At 61.8% G+C, this 16,365-nt stretch carries 16 protein-coding genes; 5 read left to right on the top strand and 11 right to left on the bottom strand.

The window, feature by feature from the left end:
• Positions 1-528: a rhodanese-like domain-containing protein gene (locus AB5Z02_RS02265; RefSeq protein ID WP_075114616.1), complete on the top strand. Its 528-nt coding sequence runs from the start codon at positions 1-3 to the stop codon at positions 526-528.
• Positions 529-591: 63 nt separating this feature from the next.
• Here AB5Z02_RS02265 and AB5Z02_RS02270 read toward each other — a convergent pair whose 3' ends face one another.
• The 9 genes from AB5Z02_RS02270 to thpR all read right to left on the bottom strand — a co-directional run bounded on the left by AB5Z02_RS02270 (position 592) and on the right by thpR (position 8,984).
• Positions 592-1,962 (bottom strand): cation:dicarboxylase symporter family transporter, encoded by a 1,371-nt coding sequence (locus AB5Z02_RS02270; RefSeq protein WP_368215143.1) that lies wholly within the window; start codon positions 1,960-1,962, stop codon positions 592-594.
• A gap of 149 nt (positions 1,963-2,111) precedes the next feature.
• Positions 2,112-2,966, bottom strand: coding sequence for a pantoate--beta-alanine ligase (gene panC / locus AB5Z02_RS02275; RefSeq protein ID WP_040068294.1), 855 nt, complete (start codon positions 2,964-2,966; stop codon positions 2,112-2,114).
• A 201-nt stretch (positions 2,967-3,167) separates the two neighbouring features.
• The gene (gene panB / locus AB5Z02_RS02280) at positions 3,168-3,962 is read right to left on the bottom strand and encodes a 3-methyl-2-oxobutanoate hydroxymethyltransferase (RefSeq protein WP_042063124.1); all 795 of its coding nucleotides are present in this window, start codon (positions 3,960-3,962) and stop codon (positions 3,168-3,170) included.
• Complete coding sequence (folK, locus tag AB5Z02_RS02285; protein WP_368215196.1) at positions 3,959-4,468, bottom strand: 2-amino-4-hydroxy-6-hydroxymethyldihydropteridine diphosphokinase; 510 nt, start codon at positions 4,466-4,468, stop codon at positions 3,959-3,961. Before folK ends, panB begins: the two co-directional genes overlap by 4 nt.
• 11 nt (positions 4,469-4,479) lie before the next feature.
• On the bottom strand, positions 4,480-5,946 hold the full coding sequence (pcnB, locus tag AB5Z02_RS02290; protein ID WP_139440709.1) for a polynucleotide adenylyltransferase PcnB: 1,467 nt from the start codon (positions 5,944-5,946) through the stop codon (positions 4,480-4,482).
• A gap of 166 nt (positions 5,947-6,112) precedes the next feature.
• Complete coding sequence (gene gluQRS, locus AB5Z02_RS02295; RefSeq protein WP_368215145.1) at positions 6,113-7,021, bottom strand: tRNA glutamyl-Q(34) synthetase GluQRS; 909 nt, start codon at positions 7,019-7,021, stop codon at positions 6,113-6,115.
• Positions 7,022-7,132: 111 nt separating this feature from the next.
• Entirely contained in the window at positions 7,133-7,582 is a 450-nt protein-coding gene (dksA, locus tag AB5Z02_RS02300) for an RNA polymerase-binding protein DksA (RefSeq protein ID WP_005335644.1), read from the bottom strand.
• A 119-nt stretch (positions 7,583-7,701) separates the two neighbouring features.
• Positions 7,702-8,445 carry a DNA/RNA nuclease SfsA gene (sfsA, locus tag AB5Z02_RS02305; RefSeq protein WP_368215147.1) on the bottom strand — a complete coding sequence of 248 codons (744 nt, stop codon included), beginning with the start codon at positions 8,443-8,445 and terminating at the stop codon, positions 7,702-7,704.
• Entirely contained in the window at positions 8,442-8,984 is a 543-nt protein-coding gene (gene thpR / locus AB5Z02_RS02310; RefSeq protein WP_368215149.1) for an RNA 2',3'-cyclic phosphodiesterase, read from the bottom strand. The genes sfsA and thpR overlap by 4 nt, the downstream gene beginning before the upstream one ends.
• Before the next feature lie 178 nt (positions 8,985-9,162).
• On the opposite strand from thpR, the gene hrpB reads away from it, so the two are divergent.
• From hrpB to AB5Z02_RS02325, 3 genes are all read left to right on the top strand, one after another.
• Positions 9,163-11,610, top strand: a complete 2,448-nt coding sequence (gene hrpB / locus AB5Z02_RS02315) for an ATP-dependent helicase HrpB (RefSeq protein ID WP_368215151.1) — start codon at positions 9,163-9,165, stop codon at positions 11,608-11,610.
• A 73-nt stretch (positions 11,611-11,683) separates the two neighbouring features.
• Positions 11,684-14,002: a penicillin-binding protein 1B gene (mrcB, locus tag AB5Z02_RS02320; protein ID WP_118854597.1), complete on the top strand. Its 2,319-nt coding sequence runs from the start codon at positions 11,684-11,686 to the stop codon at positions 14,000-14,002.
• 58 nt (positions 14,003-14,060) lie between these two features.
• A complete protein-coding gene (locus AB5Z02_RS02325) occupies positions 14,061-14,462 on the top strand; it encodes a VOC family protein (RefSeq protein WP_005362902.1) in 402 nt (133 codons plus the stop codon).
• A 78-nt stretch (positions 14,463-14,540) separates the two neighbouring features.
• Here AB5Z02_RS02325 and AB5Z02_RS02330 read toward each other — a convergent pair whose 3' ends face one another.
• Positions 14,541-14,861, bottom strand: coding sequence for an SMR family transporter (locus AB5Z02_RS02330; RefSeq protein WP_069529986.1), 321 nt, complete (start codon positions 14,859-14,861; stop codon positions 14,541-14,543).
• The gene (locus tag AB5Z02_RS02335; protein ID WP_005335660.1) at positions 14,858-15,244 is read right to left on the bottom strand and encodes a multidrug efflux SMR transporter; all 387 of its coding nucleotides are present in this window, start codon (positions 15,242-15,244) and stop codon (positions 14,858-14,860) included. Before AB5Z02_RS02335 ends, AB5Z02_RS02330 begins: the two co-directional genes overlap by 4 nt.
• Before the next feature lie 158 nt (positions 15,245-15,402).
• Between AB5Z02_RS02335 and AB5Z02_RS02340 the strand changes: the two genes are divergently transcribed.
• Positions 15,403-16,284: a LysR family transcriptional regulator gene (locus AB5Z02_RS02340; protein WP_368215152.1), complete on the top strand. Its 882-nt coding sequence runs from the start codon at positions 15,403-15,405 to the stop codon at positions 16,282-16,284.
• Positions 16,285-16,365: the final 81 nt, after the last annotated feature.

Consider the following 16,365-nt stretch of genomic DNA (forward strand, 5'->3'; position numbering starts at 1 on the left):
ATGATGACATTGCGATCCCGCACTCTGGTGGCCTCGCTGATCGCCGCCAGCTTTGCCCTCGCGGGCTGTGGCGATAACCAGTTCGAGCAGGAGGTGAAGCTTGAGCAATCGGCTGTACAGCTGGCACAGGAGGCGCAGCAGGGGGGCTATCAGCTGTTGACCGTGGCCGAGCTGAAAACCCGGATGGACAAGGGCGAGGAGCTGGTGATCATCGACACCATGCCCTATGAGGACTCCTACAAGAAAGAGCACATCCCGGGCGCCAAGAACTTTGCCTTCGTGAAAGAGGCCAAGGCTGGCGACAACTGGAGCGAGATTGTCGAGGGAAGCGGTACACCGGAGCAGTTCCAGGCGCTGCTGGGTGAAGACAAAGCTCGCCCCGTGGTGATCTACTGCGGCTTCGTCAAGTGCGGCCGCAGCCACAATGCTGCCGCCTGGGCGGTCAATCAGGGCTATCAACAGGTCTATCGGGTACCGGGCGGCATCTTCGCCTGGAAAGGGGCCGGCTACCCCGTCACGGCCGAGTAACCGGACCTTTCGCCCAAAAAAGAAGCCCGCAACTGCGGGCTTCTCTTATTTCGATGCTGGCTGTCAGCTGGCGACTCGGGACGCTTCACCTTCAACAACGTCGCTCTGCGCCTGTTCACCCAGCAGGCGCTTGGTGATCATGGCCGCCATGATGGAGCCGTTGACGTTGAGGGCGGTACGGCCCATGTCCACCAGCGGCTCGATGGCGATCATCACCCCCACCAGAGCGATGGGGAAGTTGAGGGTGGAGAGCACGATCAGCGCGGCGAAGGTGCCGCCACCGCCGACGCCAGCCACCCCGATGGAGCCCAGCGCAATCACCGGCAGCAGAGTCAGCAGGAACAGGGGATCAAACGGGTTGATGCCGAGCATGGGGGCAATCATCGCCACCATCATGGCCGGATAGATGCCGGCACAGCCGTTCTGGCCGAGGTTGGCACCGAACGAGGCGGCAAAGTTGGCGATGCTGGAGGGCACCCCAAGACGTTGCTGGGTCTCGATGCTGAGCGGAATGGAAGCCGCGCTGCTGCGGGAGATAAAGGCGAAGGTGAGCACGCCCCACACTTCCCGTAGGTAGTGCAGCGGGTTCTGGCCGATCAGCAGCAGGATCACCATGTGCACGGCAAACATCGCCAGAATGGCGACGTAGCAGACCAGAATAAAGCCGAGCAGGCTGAGGATCTCGCTCAGGGGATAGTGGGCCACCACCCGGGCGATCAGTGCCATCACGCCATAGGGGGTGAGCGCAATCACCACCCGCACCATCTTCATCACCCACAGTTGCAGGGTGTCGATGGCCACAGCGGCGCGAGCACCAGCCTCTGGATGCTCCGCCTTCAACTGCAGCAGGGCAACCCCGGCCAACACGGTGAAGATCACCACACCGATCACCGAGAGACCGCGGCTACCCGCCATATCGGCGGCAAAGTTGGTGGGCACCAGCGAGAGCAGCAGGGCCGGCAGGGTCTGGGCACTGTCGATGGTACTCATGCTCTGTTGCAGGGCGGCCGTGTCGCTACCGTGGCTCAGCAACCCTTCCGCGGTGAGACCGCTCAGGTGGGTGATGGTCATCCCCACCACACCGGCAATCATCACCAGCGTCAGCATGGAGCCGATCAGTACGGCGCTGATCTTGCCGAGGGACTGGGCCTGCTCCAGCTTGTTGATTGCGGAGAGGATCGAGGTGAACACCAGCGGCATCATCACCACCTTGAGCAGGCTGACGTAGCCGCCGCCGACGATATTGACCCACTCCAGAGTCTGCTGAACGCCGGCATCATCGGCACCCCACCCCAGTTGCAGCGCCAGCCCGAACAGGGCGCCAAACAGCAGACCCGCAAGCACCTTGCGCGAGAGCGGCAACCCGGAGGGTAACCGGGTGAGAGCAAAACAGAGCAGACAGAAAACAAGCGATGCAATCAGGACAAACATCATGAATACCTGTAGCGGCCATCAGGCCGAAAGTGGATTGAAACAAAGGGGGATGCGGGCAGGGCCGCAGAATAAAACGCCGGAATGCAGAAGTGTGCAGGCGTGAAAAAACAGCGGACGCCCGGGAAGGCGTCCGCTGACAATCGGGGGAATTACTTCTTTACGGCGACGACGCGGTTGTCGATAAGGCGGGCCTTGCCGAGATAAGCAGCCATCAGGATCACCAGCTGCGCGCTCTCGTCAGTGGCAGATTCGAGGGTGGCGGCATCGACGATGTCGATGGCATCGGTACGAAAACCGGCGTTGTCGAGGCGTTGGCTGGCCTGCGCTACCAGCGACGGCAGGTGATGGTCACCCGCTTCAATCTGCTCGGCGATCCAGTTCATGGTGCGCGCCAGCTCAGGGGCAATGGCCCGCTCGGCGGCAGTCAGGTAGCCGTTGCGCGAAGAGAGCGCCAGCCCGTCTTCGGCCCGCACGGTGGGCACGCCAACGATCTCGATGGGCATCGCCATGTCGGCCACCATCTTGCGAATAAGCGCCAGCTGCTGGTAATCCTTCTGGCCAAAGCAGGCCACATCCGGCTGGACCAGATTGAACAGCTTGGTGACGACGGTACTGACACCACGGAAGTGACCCGGGCGCAGCGCCCCCTCCAGCAGATTGGAGAGACCCGGCACCTCGACGAAGGTCTGGCTAGCCAGCCCCTGCGGATACATGATCTCCGGGGTCGGGGTGAATACCATATCGACACCGGCCGCTTCCAGCGCGGCGCAATCTTGCTCCAGAGTGCGCGGATAGTTGGCAAGATCCTCGGCCTTGTCGAACTGCATCGGGTTGACGAAGATGCTGACCACCACCTTCTCGGCGTGGCTGTGCGCCTCTTTCACCAGCGTCAGGTGGCCCTGATGCAGATTGCCCATGGTGGGCACGAATGCGATGGCACGCCCTTCACGGCGCCATTGGCTGATCTGCTCACGCAGAACGACGGGATTATTTACGACCAACATCAGCAGTTCACCTTCCGATAAATCAAAAAGAGAGACGGGTTGCATCCACCGGTAGCGCTCGGGCGGGATGGGGCACGACCATGGCTATCAGCAGTTCACCTTTAGATGAATCAATAAGATACGGATTAGCTATACAGATTAACTGTGCGAGGCTGACAAGCAGAGACGGGGGCCGCAGCCCCCATCATGCAACCGCCAGGATCAGTTGAAGCAGTGCTCCGGGCCGGGGAAGCTCCCCTCGCTCACCTGCTGGACATAGAGGCGGATGGCGGCACGCACATCACCGGTCTCGGCCAGGAAGTTCTTGGTGAACTTGGGCACATAGCCGGAGGTGACGCCAAAGGCATCATGCATCACCAAAATCTGACCGTCGGTCGCGGGGCCGGCACCAATGCCGATCACCGGGATGCGAAGCGCCTTGGTGATGCGCTCGGCCAGCGCAGTGGGCACACACTCGAGCACCAGCAGCTGGATACCGGCCGCTTGCAGTTCGAGGGCCTGGCGATAGATCTCCTGCGCCTGAAACTCATCGCGCCCCTGCACCTTGAATCCACCAAAGACATGAACGGATTGCGGGGTGAGGCCGAGGTGACCACACACCGGCACCCCGTTGCGGGTGAGGTGGCGGATGGAGTCACACAGCCAGTCGCCCCCTTCCATCTTCACCATGCGGGCACCGGCCGCCATCAGGCGGGCAGCGTTCTGGTAAGTCTGCTCGGGGGTGGCGTAGCTCATGAACGGCATGTCGGCGACCACCAGTGCCTTACTGGCACCACGCGCCACACAGCGGGTGTGATAGACCATCTCATCCATGTTGACCGCCAGGGTATCCTGACCCCCTTGCAGCACCATGCCCAGCGAATCGCCGATGAGCAGCACGTGGGCCCCCTCGTCGTCGAACAGCTTGGCAAAGGTGGCATCATAGGCGGTGATGGCGGTGAACTTTTGACCGTCCTGCTTCATCTTCAACAGGCTGGCGGTGGTGATCTTGCTCATAGAGGCTCCTGTACGTCTGCACGCGGGGCAATGATGGCCAGATCATTGTGCGGGCAGCGGGCAACCAGTCGGGCGAGCGGGGTGCCGCAGGGCAGCACCAGAGCAGGCGCAATTTCGGCAAGGGGCAGCAGCACGAACTCCCGCTCCTTCATGCCGTAATGGGGTACGATCAGGCGCTCATGGTTGATCACCTGATCCCCATAGAGCAGCAGATCGAGATCCAGGGTTCTGGGTCCCCACCGCTCCTCTTTGCGCACACGTCCCTGTTCCAGCTCGATTTTTTGTAATTGATCCAGCAGCGCAAGGGGCGCGAGCCGGGTATTGAGCCGGGCCACGGCATTGACGTAGTCCGGTTGGTCAGCAGGCCCCATGGGGCGGCTGCTGTAAAACGACGAGGCCGCCACCAGCACAGATTCCGGCAACCTTGCCAACGCGGCAACGGCGCGACGAGCCTGACCCAGCGGATCAGACAGGTTGGAACCAATGGCGATGAAGACCTCGGTCATCACGTCTGTTGTCACTCGGCCACTTTCGGTTTGCGGCGACGGGGACGACGACGGTTGCGGCTGTTGCTGCTGCGCTTCTCGCCATCGTGGCTACGGACCTCACCGCGCTCACCGCTAGCCGGGCGACGGGTCGCTTCACGCTGCAGTTGCGGACGCACATCCGGATTGGAGGCGACATAGCGCTCCCACCAGCTGGCCAGCTCGCCGAGACCGCGCTCGACCCGGTTGCGCAGCAACAGGAAGTCGAACGCCGCGCGGAACTTGGGATGCTCCATGGCGCGCTCGGGGTGCTTGCCCTGACGACGGGTCAGCCGCTGTTGCAGTGCCCAGATGTCGCGGACATCTGTGGTGAAACGGCGGGGAACGGCGATGATCCGCACCTGATTGTCCAGCACCTCGTTGATCGCCAGCATGAAGGCGTCATACCAAGGCAGGCCGCTCTCGTTCTCCAGCACCCGACCACGGGCCTCGACGCAGCCCCACAGCAGGGTGGCGTAGAGGAAGGCGGGGGTGACGCGCTTATCTTCGCGGACGCGGGTGTCGGTATCGATCAGCGCCTGCTCGATAAACTGCTCGTAGGGCGAGTTGCCGTGCGGGGTAAACAGCGCAGCCACTTGCGGGAAGAGCTGCTGGAACAGGCCATACTCGCGCAGCAGTTTGTAGGTCGCCAGACCGTCGCCAGCCAGGAACAGCTTGAGGGTCTCCTCAAACAGGCGGGCAGCAGGGATGTCTTGCAGCAGTGGCGCCAGCTCCTTGATGGGGGCGGCGGTACGCGGGCTGATGGTCATATCCAGCTTGGCGGCAAAGCGCACGGCGCGCAGCATCCGCACCGGATCTTCACGATAACGGGTCTCGGGATCGCCGATCAGCTCAAGCTTGCGCTCGGCCAGATCTTCCAGACCCCCTTCGAAATCGTGCAGGGTGAAATCTTTGGCGCTGTAGTAGAGGGCGTTGACGGTAAAGTCGCGGCGCTCGGCATCCTCTTCGATGGTGCCGTAGACGTTGTCGCGCAGCAGCATGCCTTCATCAGACTGGGCCGACACATGTTTGCTGGTATTGACCTGATGGTGGTGACCCCGGAAGGTGGCCACTTCGATCACGTCACGACCAAAGACAATGTGGGCCAGGCGGAAACGACGGCCAATCAGGCGGCAGTTGCTGAACAGCGCCTTGATCTGCTCCGGCGTCGCATCGGTTGCGATGTCGAAATCCTTGGGCGTCTTCCCGAGCAGCAGATCCCGGACTCCGCCGCCGACCAGGTAGGCCTCATAGCCCCCTTTGTTCAGGCGATAGAGCACCTTGAGTGCATTCTCGCTGATCTCTTTGCGCGAAATAGGGTGCTGATCACGGCTTAAGGTACGACGTTGACCGGCGACACGGGCTGGAATGGGGGATTCCACCGACTGCTCGCCGTCTTCCTTGCCGAGCACCTTGCGGCAAAAGTTTGCGATCTGGGAAAAAATGGTACACCTCTTCATGACTTCTAAATTGACGGGAGGCCAAAAAATAGCGGCCTATGATAGCTCACGCCTAACCAAATGAAAAACCGTGCTGACAATTGATCCCGCATGAAACCGTCTGTCAGCGAAAATAGCGGTCTATCAGCGCCCAGCTCACGCCTTATTACACGAAAATCGGCCCTATTTACTCAAGGTCCAGCGTGATCTTCTCGCTGGCGGGCACCCGTTCTAGCAGCCAGTTGGCAATGCCCCATTCGATGATCTCGTCGATCCGGCTTGCCATCAGCTCGGGCGGCGGACACTGGCCGAGGAAGTGCAGTGCCTGCCACAAGGCCGGTCTCACCTCATCGAGCGCCAGGGCCGGCGCATGGTTCTGCTTGGAGAGCTTGTTGCCATCGGCCAGTACCGCCAGCGGCAGGTGCACCCAGTCGGGCACCGGCGCCCCCAGGGTCTGGTAGAGGGCAATCTGGCGCACCGTGGGCTCCAGCAGATCAGCGCCGCGCACTATCTCGGTGATGCAACTGTCCATATCATCCACCACCACAGCCAGGTTGTAGGCATAGAGCCCGTCGCGGCGGCGGATAATGAAATCCTCCTCGGCGAGCGCCGCCGGTACCGCGATATGGCCCTGCAAGCGATCGTCGAAGTGGTAGACCGGATGGTGCTGGCGCAGCCGGGCGGCGCAACCTTCGGCCGCCAGCCCCAGCGTGCGACAGTGGCCGCTGTAGAGACCGCCCGCGGCCATGATTTCGCGCCGGGTGCAGCGGCACCAGTAGAGATCGCCTGCCCGATAGAGCTGGTCGATGATCTCGTCATAACGGCCGTGGCGCGCACTCTGGAACATCACCTCCCCATCCCACTCGAGACCATATGCCTCAAGGGTTTTGAGAATAAGGTCGGCCGCCCCCGCCATCTCCCGAGGCGGATCGATATCTTCGATGCGCACCAGCCAACGTCCCTGCTGCGCTCTGGCCTGCAAAAAGCTGCCGAGGGCGGCGATCAGCGAACCGAAATGAAGCGGGCCTGAGGGTGAGGGGGCAAAACGGCCCACATAGGGGCGCACAAGGGGTGAGGACGGGGAATTCACTGGCATGACTGTTCGGGTAAGCGATTCATTGAGGCTGCATTCTGGGGCGCGACCGCCAAAAGCTCAATAAAAAAGGGAGCCCGCAAGCTCCCTTTTTCATATACCAGAGGGTCGGGATCAACCGGCCATCTGTTTTTCCTTGATCTCGGCCAGCGTCTTGCAATCGACACAGAGGTCGGCAGTCGGACGGGCTTCCAGACGACGGATACCGATCTCGATACCGCAGTGTTCGCAGTAACCGAAATCATCGTCTTCAAGCAGCTGCAAGGTCTTCTCGATCTTCTTGATCAGCTTGCGTTCACGGTCGCGGGTACGCAGTTCAAGAGCGAACTCTTCTTCTTGCGCGGCACGATCCACGGGATCCGGGAAGTTGGCAGCCTCGTCTTTCATATGGTCGACGGTACGATCAACTTCCTGCATCAGTTGGTTGCGCCAGGCACCCAGGATCTTGCGAAAATGCGCCTTTTGTTGGTCATTCATGTACTCCTCACCCGGCTTTTCCTGGTAAGGCGCGACACCCGCAATGGCCAGGGGGCCCAGAGATTTCCTGTTTTCGCCTGTTGGCATGCCCTGTCTCCTAATTCAGCACGCTACCCGTGCCATCCATAAATTGAGGGCGACATCTATAGCAGAAGGGTAACGGGTAAGCAAACGAGCCGTACCAATAATGTTACCCACTCCAATATTTATGCACTCCCCTCGGGTAACAGGTGACCAGATTCAAACGGGATAAACCCTTGAGCCACCATGCCTTGCACCCCAACATGGGGCCGATAGCATAAAATTTCAACCCCCGCCGCGATTGCCTGCTCAATTAGCAGACTATAGTGCGGATCTATATGGGTTGCAGGGCGCATCCGGCTTATTCCGGAGTGCAGCACCATAAAGAGCAGTACGGCCCTGTGGCCCGCCGCTTTCATCGCCATCAACTCGCGCAAATGCTTGGCACCACGGGCGGTGACCGCATCGGGGAAGTAGCCCATACCCGGATGTTCACGTTCGTCGAGCAGGGTGACCGATTTTACCTCGATGTAACAATTGCCCTTCTCGTCATCTTCCAGCAGCAGATCGATGCGACTGTTCTCTTCGCCATACTTCACCTCGGTGCGCAACCGGCTGTAACCCGCCAGCGGGGCTATGGCCTCCTGCTCGATCAACTCCCGGGCGATCTGGTTGGCGCGCGCCGTGTTGACGCAGATAAAGTGGCCCGCCGGGCTCTCGGCGATCTCCCAGCTGTTGGGCAGCTTGCGCTTGGGGTTATCGGAGGTGGAGTACCAGACCCGGGTGCCCGGATCGGCACAACCGGTCATGGCACCGGTATTGGCGCAGTGGATAGTGATGACCTCGCCGTTATCGAGTTGCACATCGGTCAGAAAGCGCTTGTAGCGGGCCACCAGCTGGCCCGATTGCAGGGGGGGACCAAAAATCACGGGTTAGCCCTCTGCGCGTCTTCTTTTACCCGGGCGCGCAGCGGCCAGCAGGCAAGCGGCTCGTAGCGCACCCCGTCCGGAGTCGAGATGGATTGATAGAGGCAGAACTCATCGGCCTGCAGCAGAAAATTTGGGGCAGGCAGGATGGCAGGCGCCTCACCCGCCTTGCGCGACAGGGTGACATGGGGGCGATAACCCTGCTCGCCATTGCCAAGACGCAACTTCTCGCCGTGGCGGCGCAGCGCCTTCGCCAGCACGGTCAGCTCGTTGGGCCACTCCTTCGGGCCAATCCAGGCGGCCTTGGCCCGGCTGAACCAGCCGGTCTCATCCAGCCTGATGGAGAGCGGCGGACAGTGCTGACGCTCCACGGCGGCGATCAGGCGGCGGGTGGTCAACTCGTCCGCCTCACCCAGAAAAGCCAGGGTCAGGTGGAGGTTGGCTTGCGGCACCGGCTGACCGGGCCAAGGCAGCTGATCGCGCCAGGCGATGAGCTCGGGGGCGAGCTCCTTGACGGGCAGGGCAAAGAAGAGTTTGGCCATGTGGTGATAATGCCTTTTTCACGCTCATTGGATGGGCCCATTCTATGGCAGCCATTCGGCCATGTCTCGCCAGCCTCCCGCCCGAGTGGCCATATCCGCACATCCACTCACGGTGGCGCGGGTGGCTGTGGCAGAATAGGCGCCGTTTTACCGGTTGCCACAGAAGGTGCTCATCGCTTTGTCCCAGCTCCCCATCGTTTCGGTATTGCCCGAACTCTTTGCCTCCCTCGACAGCCACACCATCGTGATCCTGCAGGCGCCACCCGGCGCGGGCAAATCGACTCTGCTGCCGCTGGAGCTGGTGCGTCAGAACCGGCTGCCCGGCCGCATCATCATGCTGGAACCAAGGCGCCTGGCTGCGCGCAATATCGCCACTTTTCTGGCCCGTCAGCTGGGGGAAAAGGTGGGCGAGCGCATCGGCCTGCGGGTGCGTGGCGAGAGCCGCACCAGCTCAGCGACCCGGCTCGAGATCGTCACCGAAGGGGTGCTGACCCGGATGTTGCAGCAAGACCCGGAGCTGACTGGCGTCTCGCTGGTGATCTTCGATGAGTTCCATGAACGCAGTCTACACGCCGATACCGCGCTGGCCTTCGCCATCGAGAGCCAGCAAGGGCTGCGCGATGACCTCAAGCTCTTGATTATGTCCGCAACCCTGGATGGCATGGCACTCGAGACCTTGTTGCCGGATGCCCCTGTGGTTCGCTCCGAGGGACGTGGTTTCCCGATCGATTACCACTACCGCCCCGCCAATCGCCAGCAGTGGCTGGAGCCGCAGGTCGGCGCCGTGGTACTCGAAGCGCTGGCCGAGCAAGATGGCAGCCTGCTGGTCTTTCTGCCGGGACAGGGTGAGATCGAGCGACTGGCGCAATGGTTGGCAGACAAACTGCCGGACGACGTGACCCTCGCCCCCCTCTACGGTCGCCTCGATATGGCGGCGCAGCAGGCGGCCATCGAACCGGCGCCTGCCGGCCGCCGTAAGCTGGTGCTCACCACCAATGTGGCGGAGACCTCCCTCACCATCGAAGGGGTCTCTGTCGTTATCGACAGCGGGCTGGAACGACGGGCTTCCTATGATCTGAAAAGCGGTGTCACCCGACTGGAGACCCGCCAGATAGCCAAATCCTCCGCCACCCAGCGGGCAGGCCGTGCTGGCCGTCTCGGCCCCGGCGTCTGCTACCGGCTCTGGAGCAGCGAGGTGCAGGAGCGGCTCGCCGAGCAGAGCCCGCCAGACATCCTCACTCAGGAGCTGACCGGCCTGCTGATAGATGCCGCCCAGTGGGGCGCCAAGGTAGAAGATCTGCCGCTTCTCGATATGCCTCCCGCCGCCGCGGTGGCCAGCGCCCAGAGGTTGCTGGTGGCCCTTGGCGCCATGAAGCCGGAGGGTGAGCAACAACTCACTCCCGCTGGCCGCGCCATGGCCGCCTTCGGTACTCACCCTCGCCTCGCTCGCATGCTGCTGCGCGCCCGCGAGCTGGAATCCGAGGGTCTGACAGGGATTGTCGCCGATGCCGCTTATCTGCTGGCGTTGCAGGAAGAAGATCTGCGAGGATCGGAGCGCCTCTCTGTGCTGTTCCACCGCCGCCAAAACGCCCTGCGCCAGAACGCTGCCCGCTGGTTTGAACGGCTTGGCGCCCGACCTGCCAATGCACAGGGCCAGTGGCTGGGGCTGCTCTGTGCCCTCGCCTGGCCGGATCGCATCGGCAAACTGCGTAGCGGCAGTCGTTATCAACTCAGTGGTGGGGTGAGCTGCGATCTGGTAGAAGGTCATCCCTGTCAGGGACAAGGGGCCCTTATCGCCATCGAGATGGGGCAGAACGATCGCGGCAGCCGCATCTTTATCGCCGAACCGGTCGATCTTGACGAGCTGGTACGCCTGCTGCCGGAACTGGTGAGCGAACGGCAGTGGTTCGACTGGGATGAGCGGGAAGAGCGGGTGCGCGCCGAGCGCCAGCAGGTGATCGGCGAGCTGGTGCTGAGCCAGCGACCGCTGACCGAACTCTCTGACGAGCAGAAAGGGCGCTGCCTGCTGCAAGGCATTCGCCGCAAGGGGCTGCATGTGCTGCCTTGGGACGAGAGCAGCGAAGGGCTGCTGGCCCGCCTGCGCTGCGCCCGCGACTGGCTGCCCGATGAGGGGTGGCCCGCGATGGATGACGAGAGCCTGCTGGCCACACTGGAACAGTGGCTGCTGCCAGCGGTGAGCGGTATGACCCGGCTGGAGCAGCTGAAGAGGCTCAATATGAGCGACATCCTGCGCCAATCCCTGCCCTGGCCACTGCCCAAACGGCTGGACGAGGCACTGCCGAGCCACTTTGCTGCGCCCACCGGCAGCCGGGTGCGGATCCGCTATCAGCCGGGGCAGGCACCGGTGATCCCGGTACGCATTCAGGAGATGTTCGGGCAAGGCTCGACCCCCTGCGTGGCCGATGGCCGAGTATCGCTGGTGGTGGAGTTGCTCTCCCCCGCCCAGCGACCGCTGCAGATCACCGCCGATCTGGCCGCCTTTTGGGCTGGCTCTTACGAGCAGGTGAAGAAAGAGATGAAGGGGCGCTATCCCCGCCACTACTGGCCGGATAACCCGCTGGAAGCGATGCCGACCAAGGTCACCAAGAAGAAGATGGGCATCTAGGTTCGACGGGTTAATCCCGCTCGGACGTTCGCGAATGCGATATAACAAGTAGAAAGGAAAGCAAAGAGGATTTATGGCAACCCAACGACGCAAGCGTGCCCCCAAGAAGGCAGCGCCCAAACGCACCATCTGGCGCAAGCTGTTCTGGCTTGGCTTCAAGCTCTCCCTGGTGGTGGCGGCCTTTATGGTGGTGTTTGGCATCTACCTCGATACCAAGGTGCGCGAGCGCTTCGATGGCGAGAAGTGGCAGCTGCCGGTGATGGTCTACAGCCGTCCGCTGGAGCTCTACCCCAGCCAGCGCCTGTCGCGGGACCAGATGCTGCGCGAGCTCAACATGCTGAGCTACAAACAGGTGCGCCAGCCTCACACGCCGGGTGAATACACCATCAACGGCAATCGCATCGAGCTTATTCGCCGTCCGTTCGAGTTCTATGACGGTGCCGACGGAGCCCGCGGCCTGCGCCTCACCTTCAACGGCCCGCGCCTTGAGGGGATCCAGTCGCTGGAGAACCAGCGCCAGCTCGGTTACGCCCAGATGGACCCGGTGCTGCTCGATCGCCTCAATACCGAAGATCGGGAAGATCGCCTGCTGGTGCGCATCGCCGAGGTGCCCGACAGCCTGCTGGTGACCCTGCTCACCACCGAAGATCGCGACTTCTACCAGCATGGCGGCGTCTCGCCGGTGGCCATCATGCGCGCCATGTTCGCCAACCTGATCGCGGGTCGTACCGTGCAGGGGGGCAGTACCCTGACCCAGCAGCTGGCCAAGAACTTCTTCCTGACCCGTGAACGCAGCCTGTGGCGAAAACTGCAGGAAGCCTACATGGCTGTGCTGATCGACTATCGCTACAGCAAGGACGAGATCCTCGAATCCTACCTCAACGAGGTCTATCTGGGGCAGAACTTCTCGCAAGGGGTCTACGGCTTCGGGCTTGCCTCCTACTTCTACTTCGGCATTCCGGTCAACGAGCTGGATATCGATCAGGTGGCCCTGCTGGTCGGTCTGGTGAAAGGCCCCTCCTATTACGACCCATGGCGCTTCCCGGAGCGGGCCAAGACCCGCCGTGATCTGGTGTTGAAGCTGCTGATGGATCACGGCAGCCTGACCCAGGCCGAATATGAGCTGGCCAGCCGCCAGCCCCTCGGCATCATCGCCCGCGGCCAGATGAGTTATGGCCGTACCCCGGCCTTTATGGGACTGCTCAAGCGAGAGATCCAGAGCCGCTTCGGCGCCGATCTGCTCAAGCAGTCTGGCCTCAAGATCTTCACCAGCCTCGACCCCATCGCCCAGCACGCGGCCGAGCGGGCGGTCGAATCGGGCCTCGCCGATATCGAGAAACTGCGCGGCAAGAAGAAGCTGGAGGCGGCCATGGTGGTCTCCGACTGGCACAAGGGCGAAGTGGTGGCACTGGTGGGTGGCCGCGATCCCCGCTACGCCGGGTTCAACCGGGCGCTGGATGCCCGCCGCCAGATCGGCTCGCTGGTGAAACCGGCGGTCTACCTCACCGGTCTCTCCAACGGCCTGACGCTCGCGACCCCACTCAAAGATCAGCCGATCCGTATTCGCGGTCAGGATGGCCAGGTCTGGACACCGCAAAACTACGATCGCAAGTTCCGCCAGAGCGTGCCACTGATGGATGCGCTGGCCAGCTCACTCAACGTGCCGACCGTCAATCTGGGTCTGCAGGTCGGGCTGGAGAAGGTGGTCGATACCCTGCACAAACTGGGAGTTCAGCAGGAGATCCAGCCCTATCCGTCGCTGGTGCTGGGGGCGGTGGCCCTCTCCCCGCTGGAGGTGAACCAGATGTATCTGCCCATCGCCAATCAGGGGCTGACCCAGCCGCTATCGGCCATTCGCGCCGTGGTGAACGGGGATGGCAGCCTGCTCTATCAGCATGATCAGACCGCCAAGCGGGTCACCGACCAGCAAGCAAGCTGGCTGACCCTGTTCGCCATGACCAAGACGGTGAGTCAGGGCACGGCCCGCGCGCTCAGTGCCAAGTTCCCGGGCGCCACCATGGCGGCCAAGACAGGCACCACCAACGAGCTGCGCGACTCCTGGTTTGCCGGGATGGACAACAACGAGCTGGTCAGTATCTGGGTCGGTCGCGACGACAACACCCCGGCAGGTTTGACCGGTGCCAGCGGTGCCCTGCAGCTCTTTAGCGGCTACATGAGCCAGCGCGGCGTCAACAGTCTGGGACTGAAGATGCCGGAAGGGGTCACCTGGGCCAACTTCTCCCGCGCCAGCGGCACCCGCGTCGCCAGCGACTGCCCGGGCAGCCTGCAGGTGCCGGCCAAAGCCTCCACCATGGGCTCCCCGGCCGGTTGCGCCAGCAATGCGACACCACGCAGTGCGCTGGATGACTGGTTCGGCGGTTTCTTTAACTAGATCAACGACACGGGCTGCGCAGGCTGCCCGTTCACTATGCTGCTGACAAGGAAACACCATGACCTTTCCGCTGTTTGACGCCATCCACCATGTGGCCATCATCGCCAGCGATTACCCACGCTCGCGCCACTTCTACCACGAGGTACTGGGGCTGCCCATCATCGCCGAGACCCTGCGCGAAGCGCGCCAGTCATGGAAACTGGATCTGGCCCTGCCGGACGGCAGCCAGCTGGAGCTGTTCAGCTTCCCCTCGCCTCCCGAGCGCCCCTCCCGCCCCGAGGCGTGCGGCCTGCGCCATCTCGCCTTTCGGGTCAGCGATCTTGACCGGGTCATCGCCCACCTGCTGGCCCATCGGGTCGAGGTAGAGCCGGTGCGGGTGGACGAGCTGACCGGCAAGCGCTTTACCTTCTTCGCCGACCCCGACGGCCTGCCGCTGGAGCTCTACGAAGCGCCGCGCTGAGCCTGCATCGACCAAGCAATCAGCGAAACAAAAGCCGCCCGGTTGCTACCGGGCGGCTTTTGTTATTGCTTCAGGTTATCAGGCGGTAGTCAGCATAACGACAGCCAGCGCCATCACCATCATGCCAGCCCAGCCGATGGGCTTGAGCCGCTCACCAAAGAAGAGCAAACCGCCCAGCGCCGTACCGACGATGCCGATAGCCCCCCAGGTAGCGTAGGCAACAGCTAGGTCAATCTGGCCGCTACTTACCGCTTCCGAGAGCAGGGTAAAGGCGCCGAGTACCAGCATGATCCCCAGGAATCCCCACCCCTTGTAACGAAAACCCTTGGAGCGGTTGATGGCCATGTTGGCGCCGATATCGATCAGCGCGGCACCCAATACAATCACAAACGGACTCATGCTGTGGCCTCCGCTTCTACTGACTTGTCTGCGGGCTCATCATGGGTCTCCCCCATGGTCACCATAACAATCCCCACTATCGCGAGAGCCAGGCCAATCAGCTCCTGAACGGTCACATCGTAACCGAGGAACATGACCGACACTATAGTGATCAGGGTGATCCCGAGCCCCTCCCAAAGCGCAAACGCAATACCAATGGAGATTGTTTTGGCGGCTTTCGCCAGCAACCAGTACGAGAAACCGATCAACAGCCACATCGGGATGTAATTCATCCAGCCAGCCCCCTGCTCGGGGATCATGGCCATGCTGGAGGTACCGGCGACCTCGGTCACGATGGCGCCGGTCAAAAACAGCCGGGCCAGAAACATACGACTTAATAACATATAAGATGCCTTTGTTGCTTCGACGGGAGAGATGGTAAACGGGGATAAGCAACTCGCGACAATCGCTCAGCGTCGATTATTCCGACGCCACAGGTTTGCCTTGCCTTGGTTTGGCACGCTAAGGTGATGGTGAAAAAATCCGCCACAGCCTGTAAAAGATGAAGCTATATCAGATAGAACTCTTTGTAGAGTCAGCCAATAGCGGCTCTATTGCCAACACCGCCCGTCGCCTCGGCAAAAGCCGCAGCGCCGTCAGCACCGCCATCGCAGCGCTGGAAGTTGAGCTTGGCGTCGAACTTTTTGAACGAGGTGCCAATCAGAGTCGGCTGACCGAGATCGGCGAGCTGGTGCTTGATGATTGCACTCGCCTGCTACAGGCAGCCAACAGCTTGCAGCAGAAGTGCAAACATTACGCCTCGGGGGCCGAAGTGGCGCTGCGGGTCGCCCGCGATGACGCAATTCCCGAGCCGGTGTGGCGCGAGATGCTGGCCGCCTTGCACAATCAGTTTCCCGGTACCAGTATCTCGCTGGTGCTCGCCTCTCCGCCCGAACTGCCGGCGCTGGTGGAAGAGGGATTCGTCGATGCCGCTTTTGGCCTTATTACCGAGGATCAGGAGCGCAGCGGCCTCAATATCGACGTGCTCAACCCGATCCGCACCCTGATGGTGGTGGCGCCCAGCCATCCGCTGGCCGGACTGAAGCGGGTCAAACAGCAGGATCTGACCGATCACACCCAGGTTACCCTCTCGTATGTAGATGAATTTTCTGTAAAAAGCCTGCTACCTGTGGGAGGGCAGCATATCGGTCTCTCCAGCTTCGAGTTGATGCGCAATGCGGTGCTGGACGGGCTGGGTTGGGCAGTGCTCCCCTCGCCTCTGATCCAGAGCCAGCTGCGACAAGGCTCCCTGCTGACCCTGAAACACAAGTTCAGCCTGCAGTGGCGGGATTACGGGGTCTATCTGGCGGAAAACGCCTATCACGGCAAGGTGTTGGCCTGGTTGAAGAAGTCGATCCAGGGGTATCTGGAACCTTTCGAGTAGCGATAAAGAGGCGGAGCCAGCTCACGATATCTGCTTATCCTGATGATCCGAGCGGATGTGATCGTGCATACTGTTCACATA

The sequence above is a fragment of the Aeromonas sp. R2-3 genome, from assembly GCF_040908375.1.
GTDB lineage: Bacteria > Pseudomonadota > Gammaproteobacteria > Enterobacterales > Aeromonadaceae > Aeromonas > Aeromonas veronii.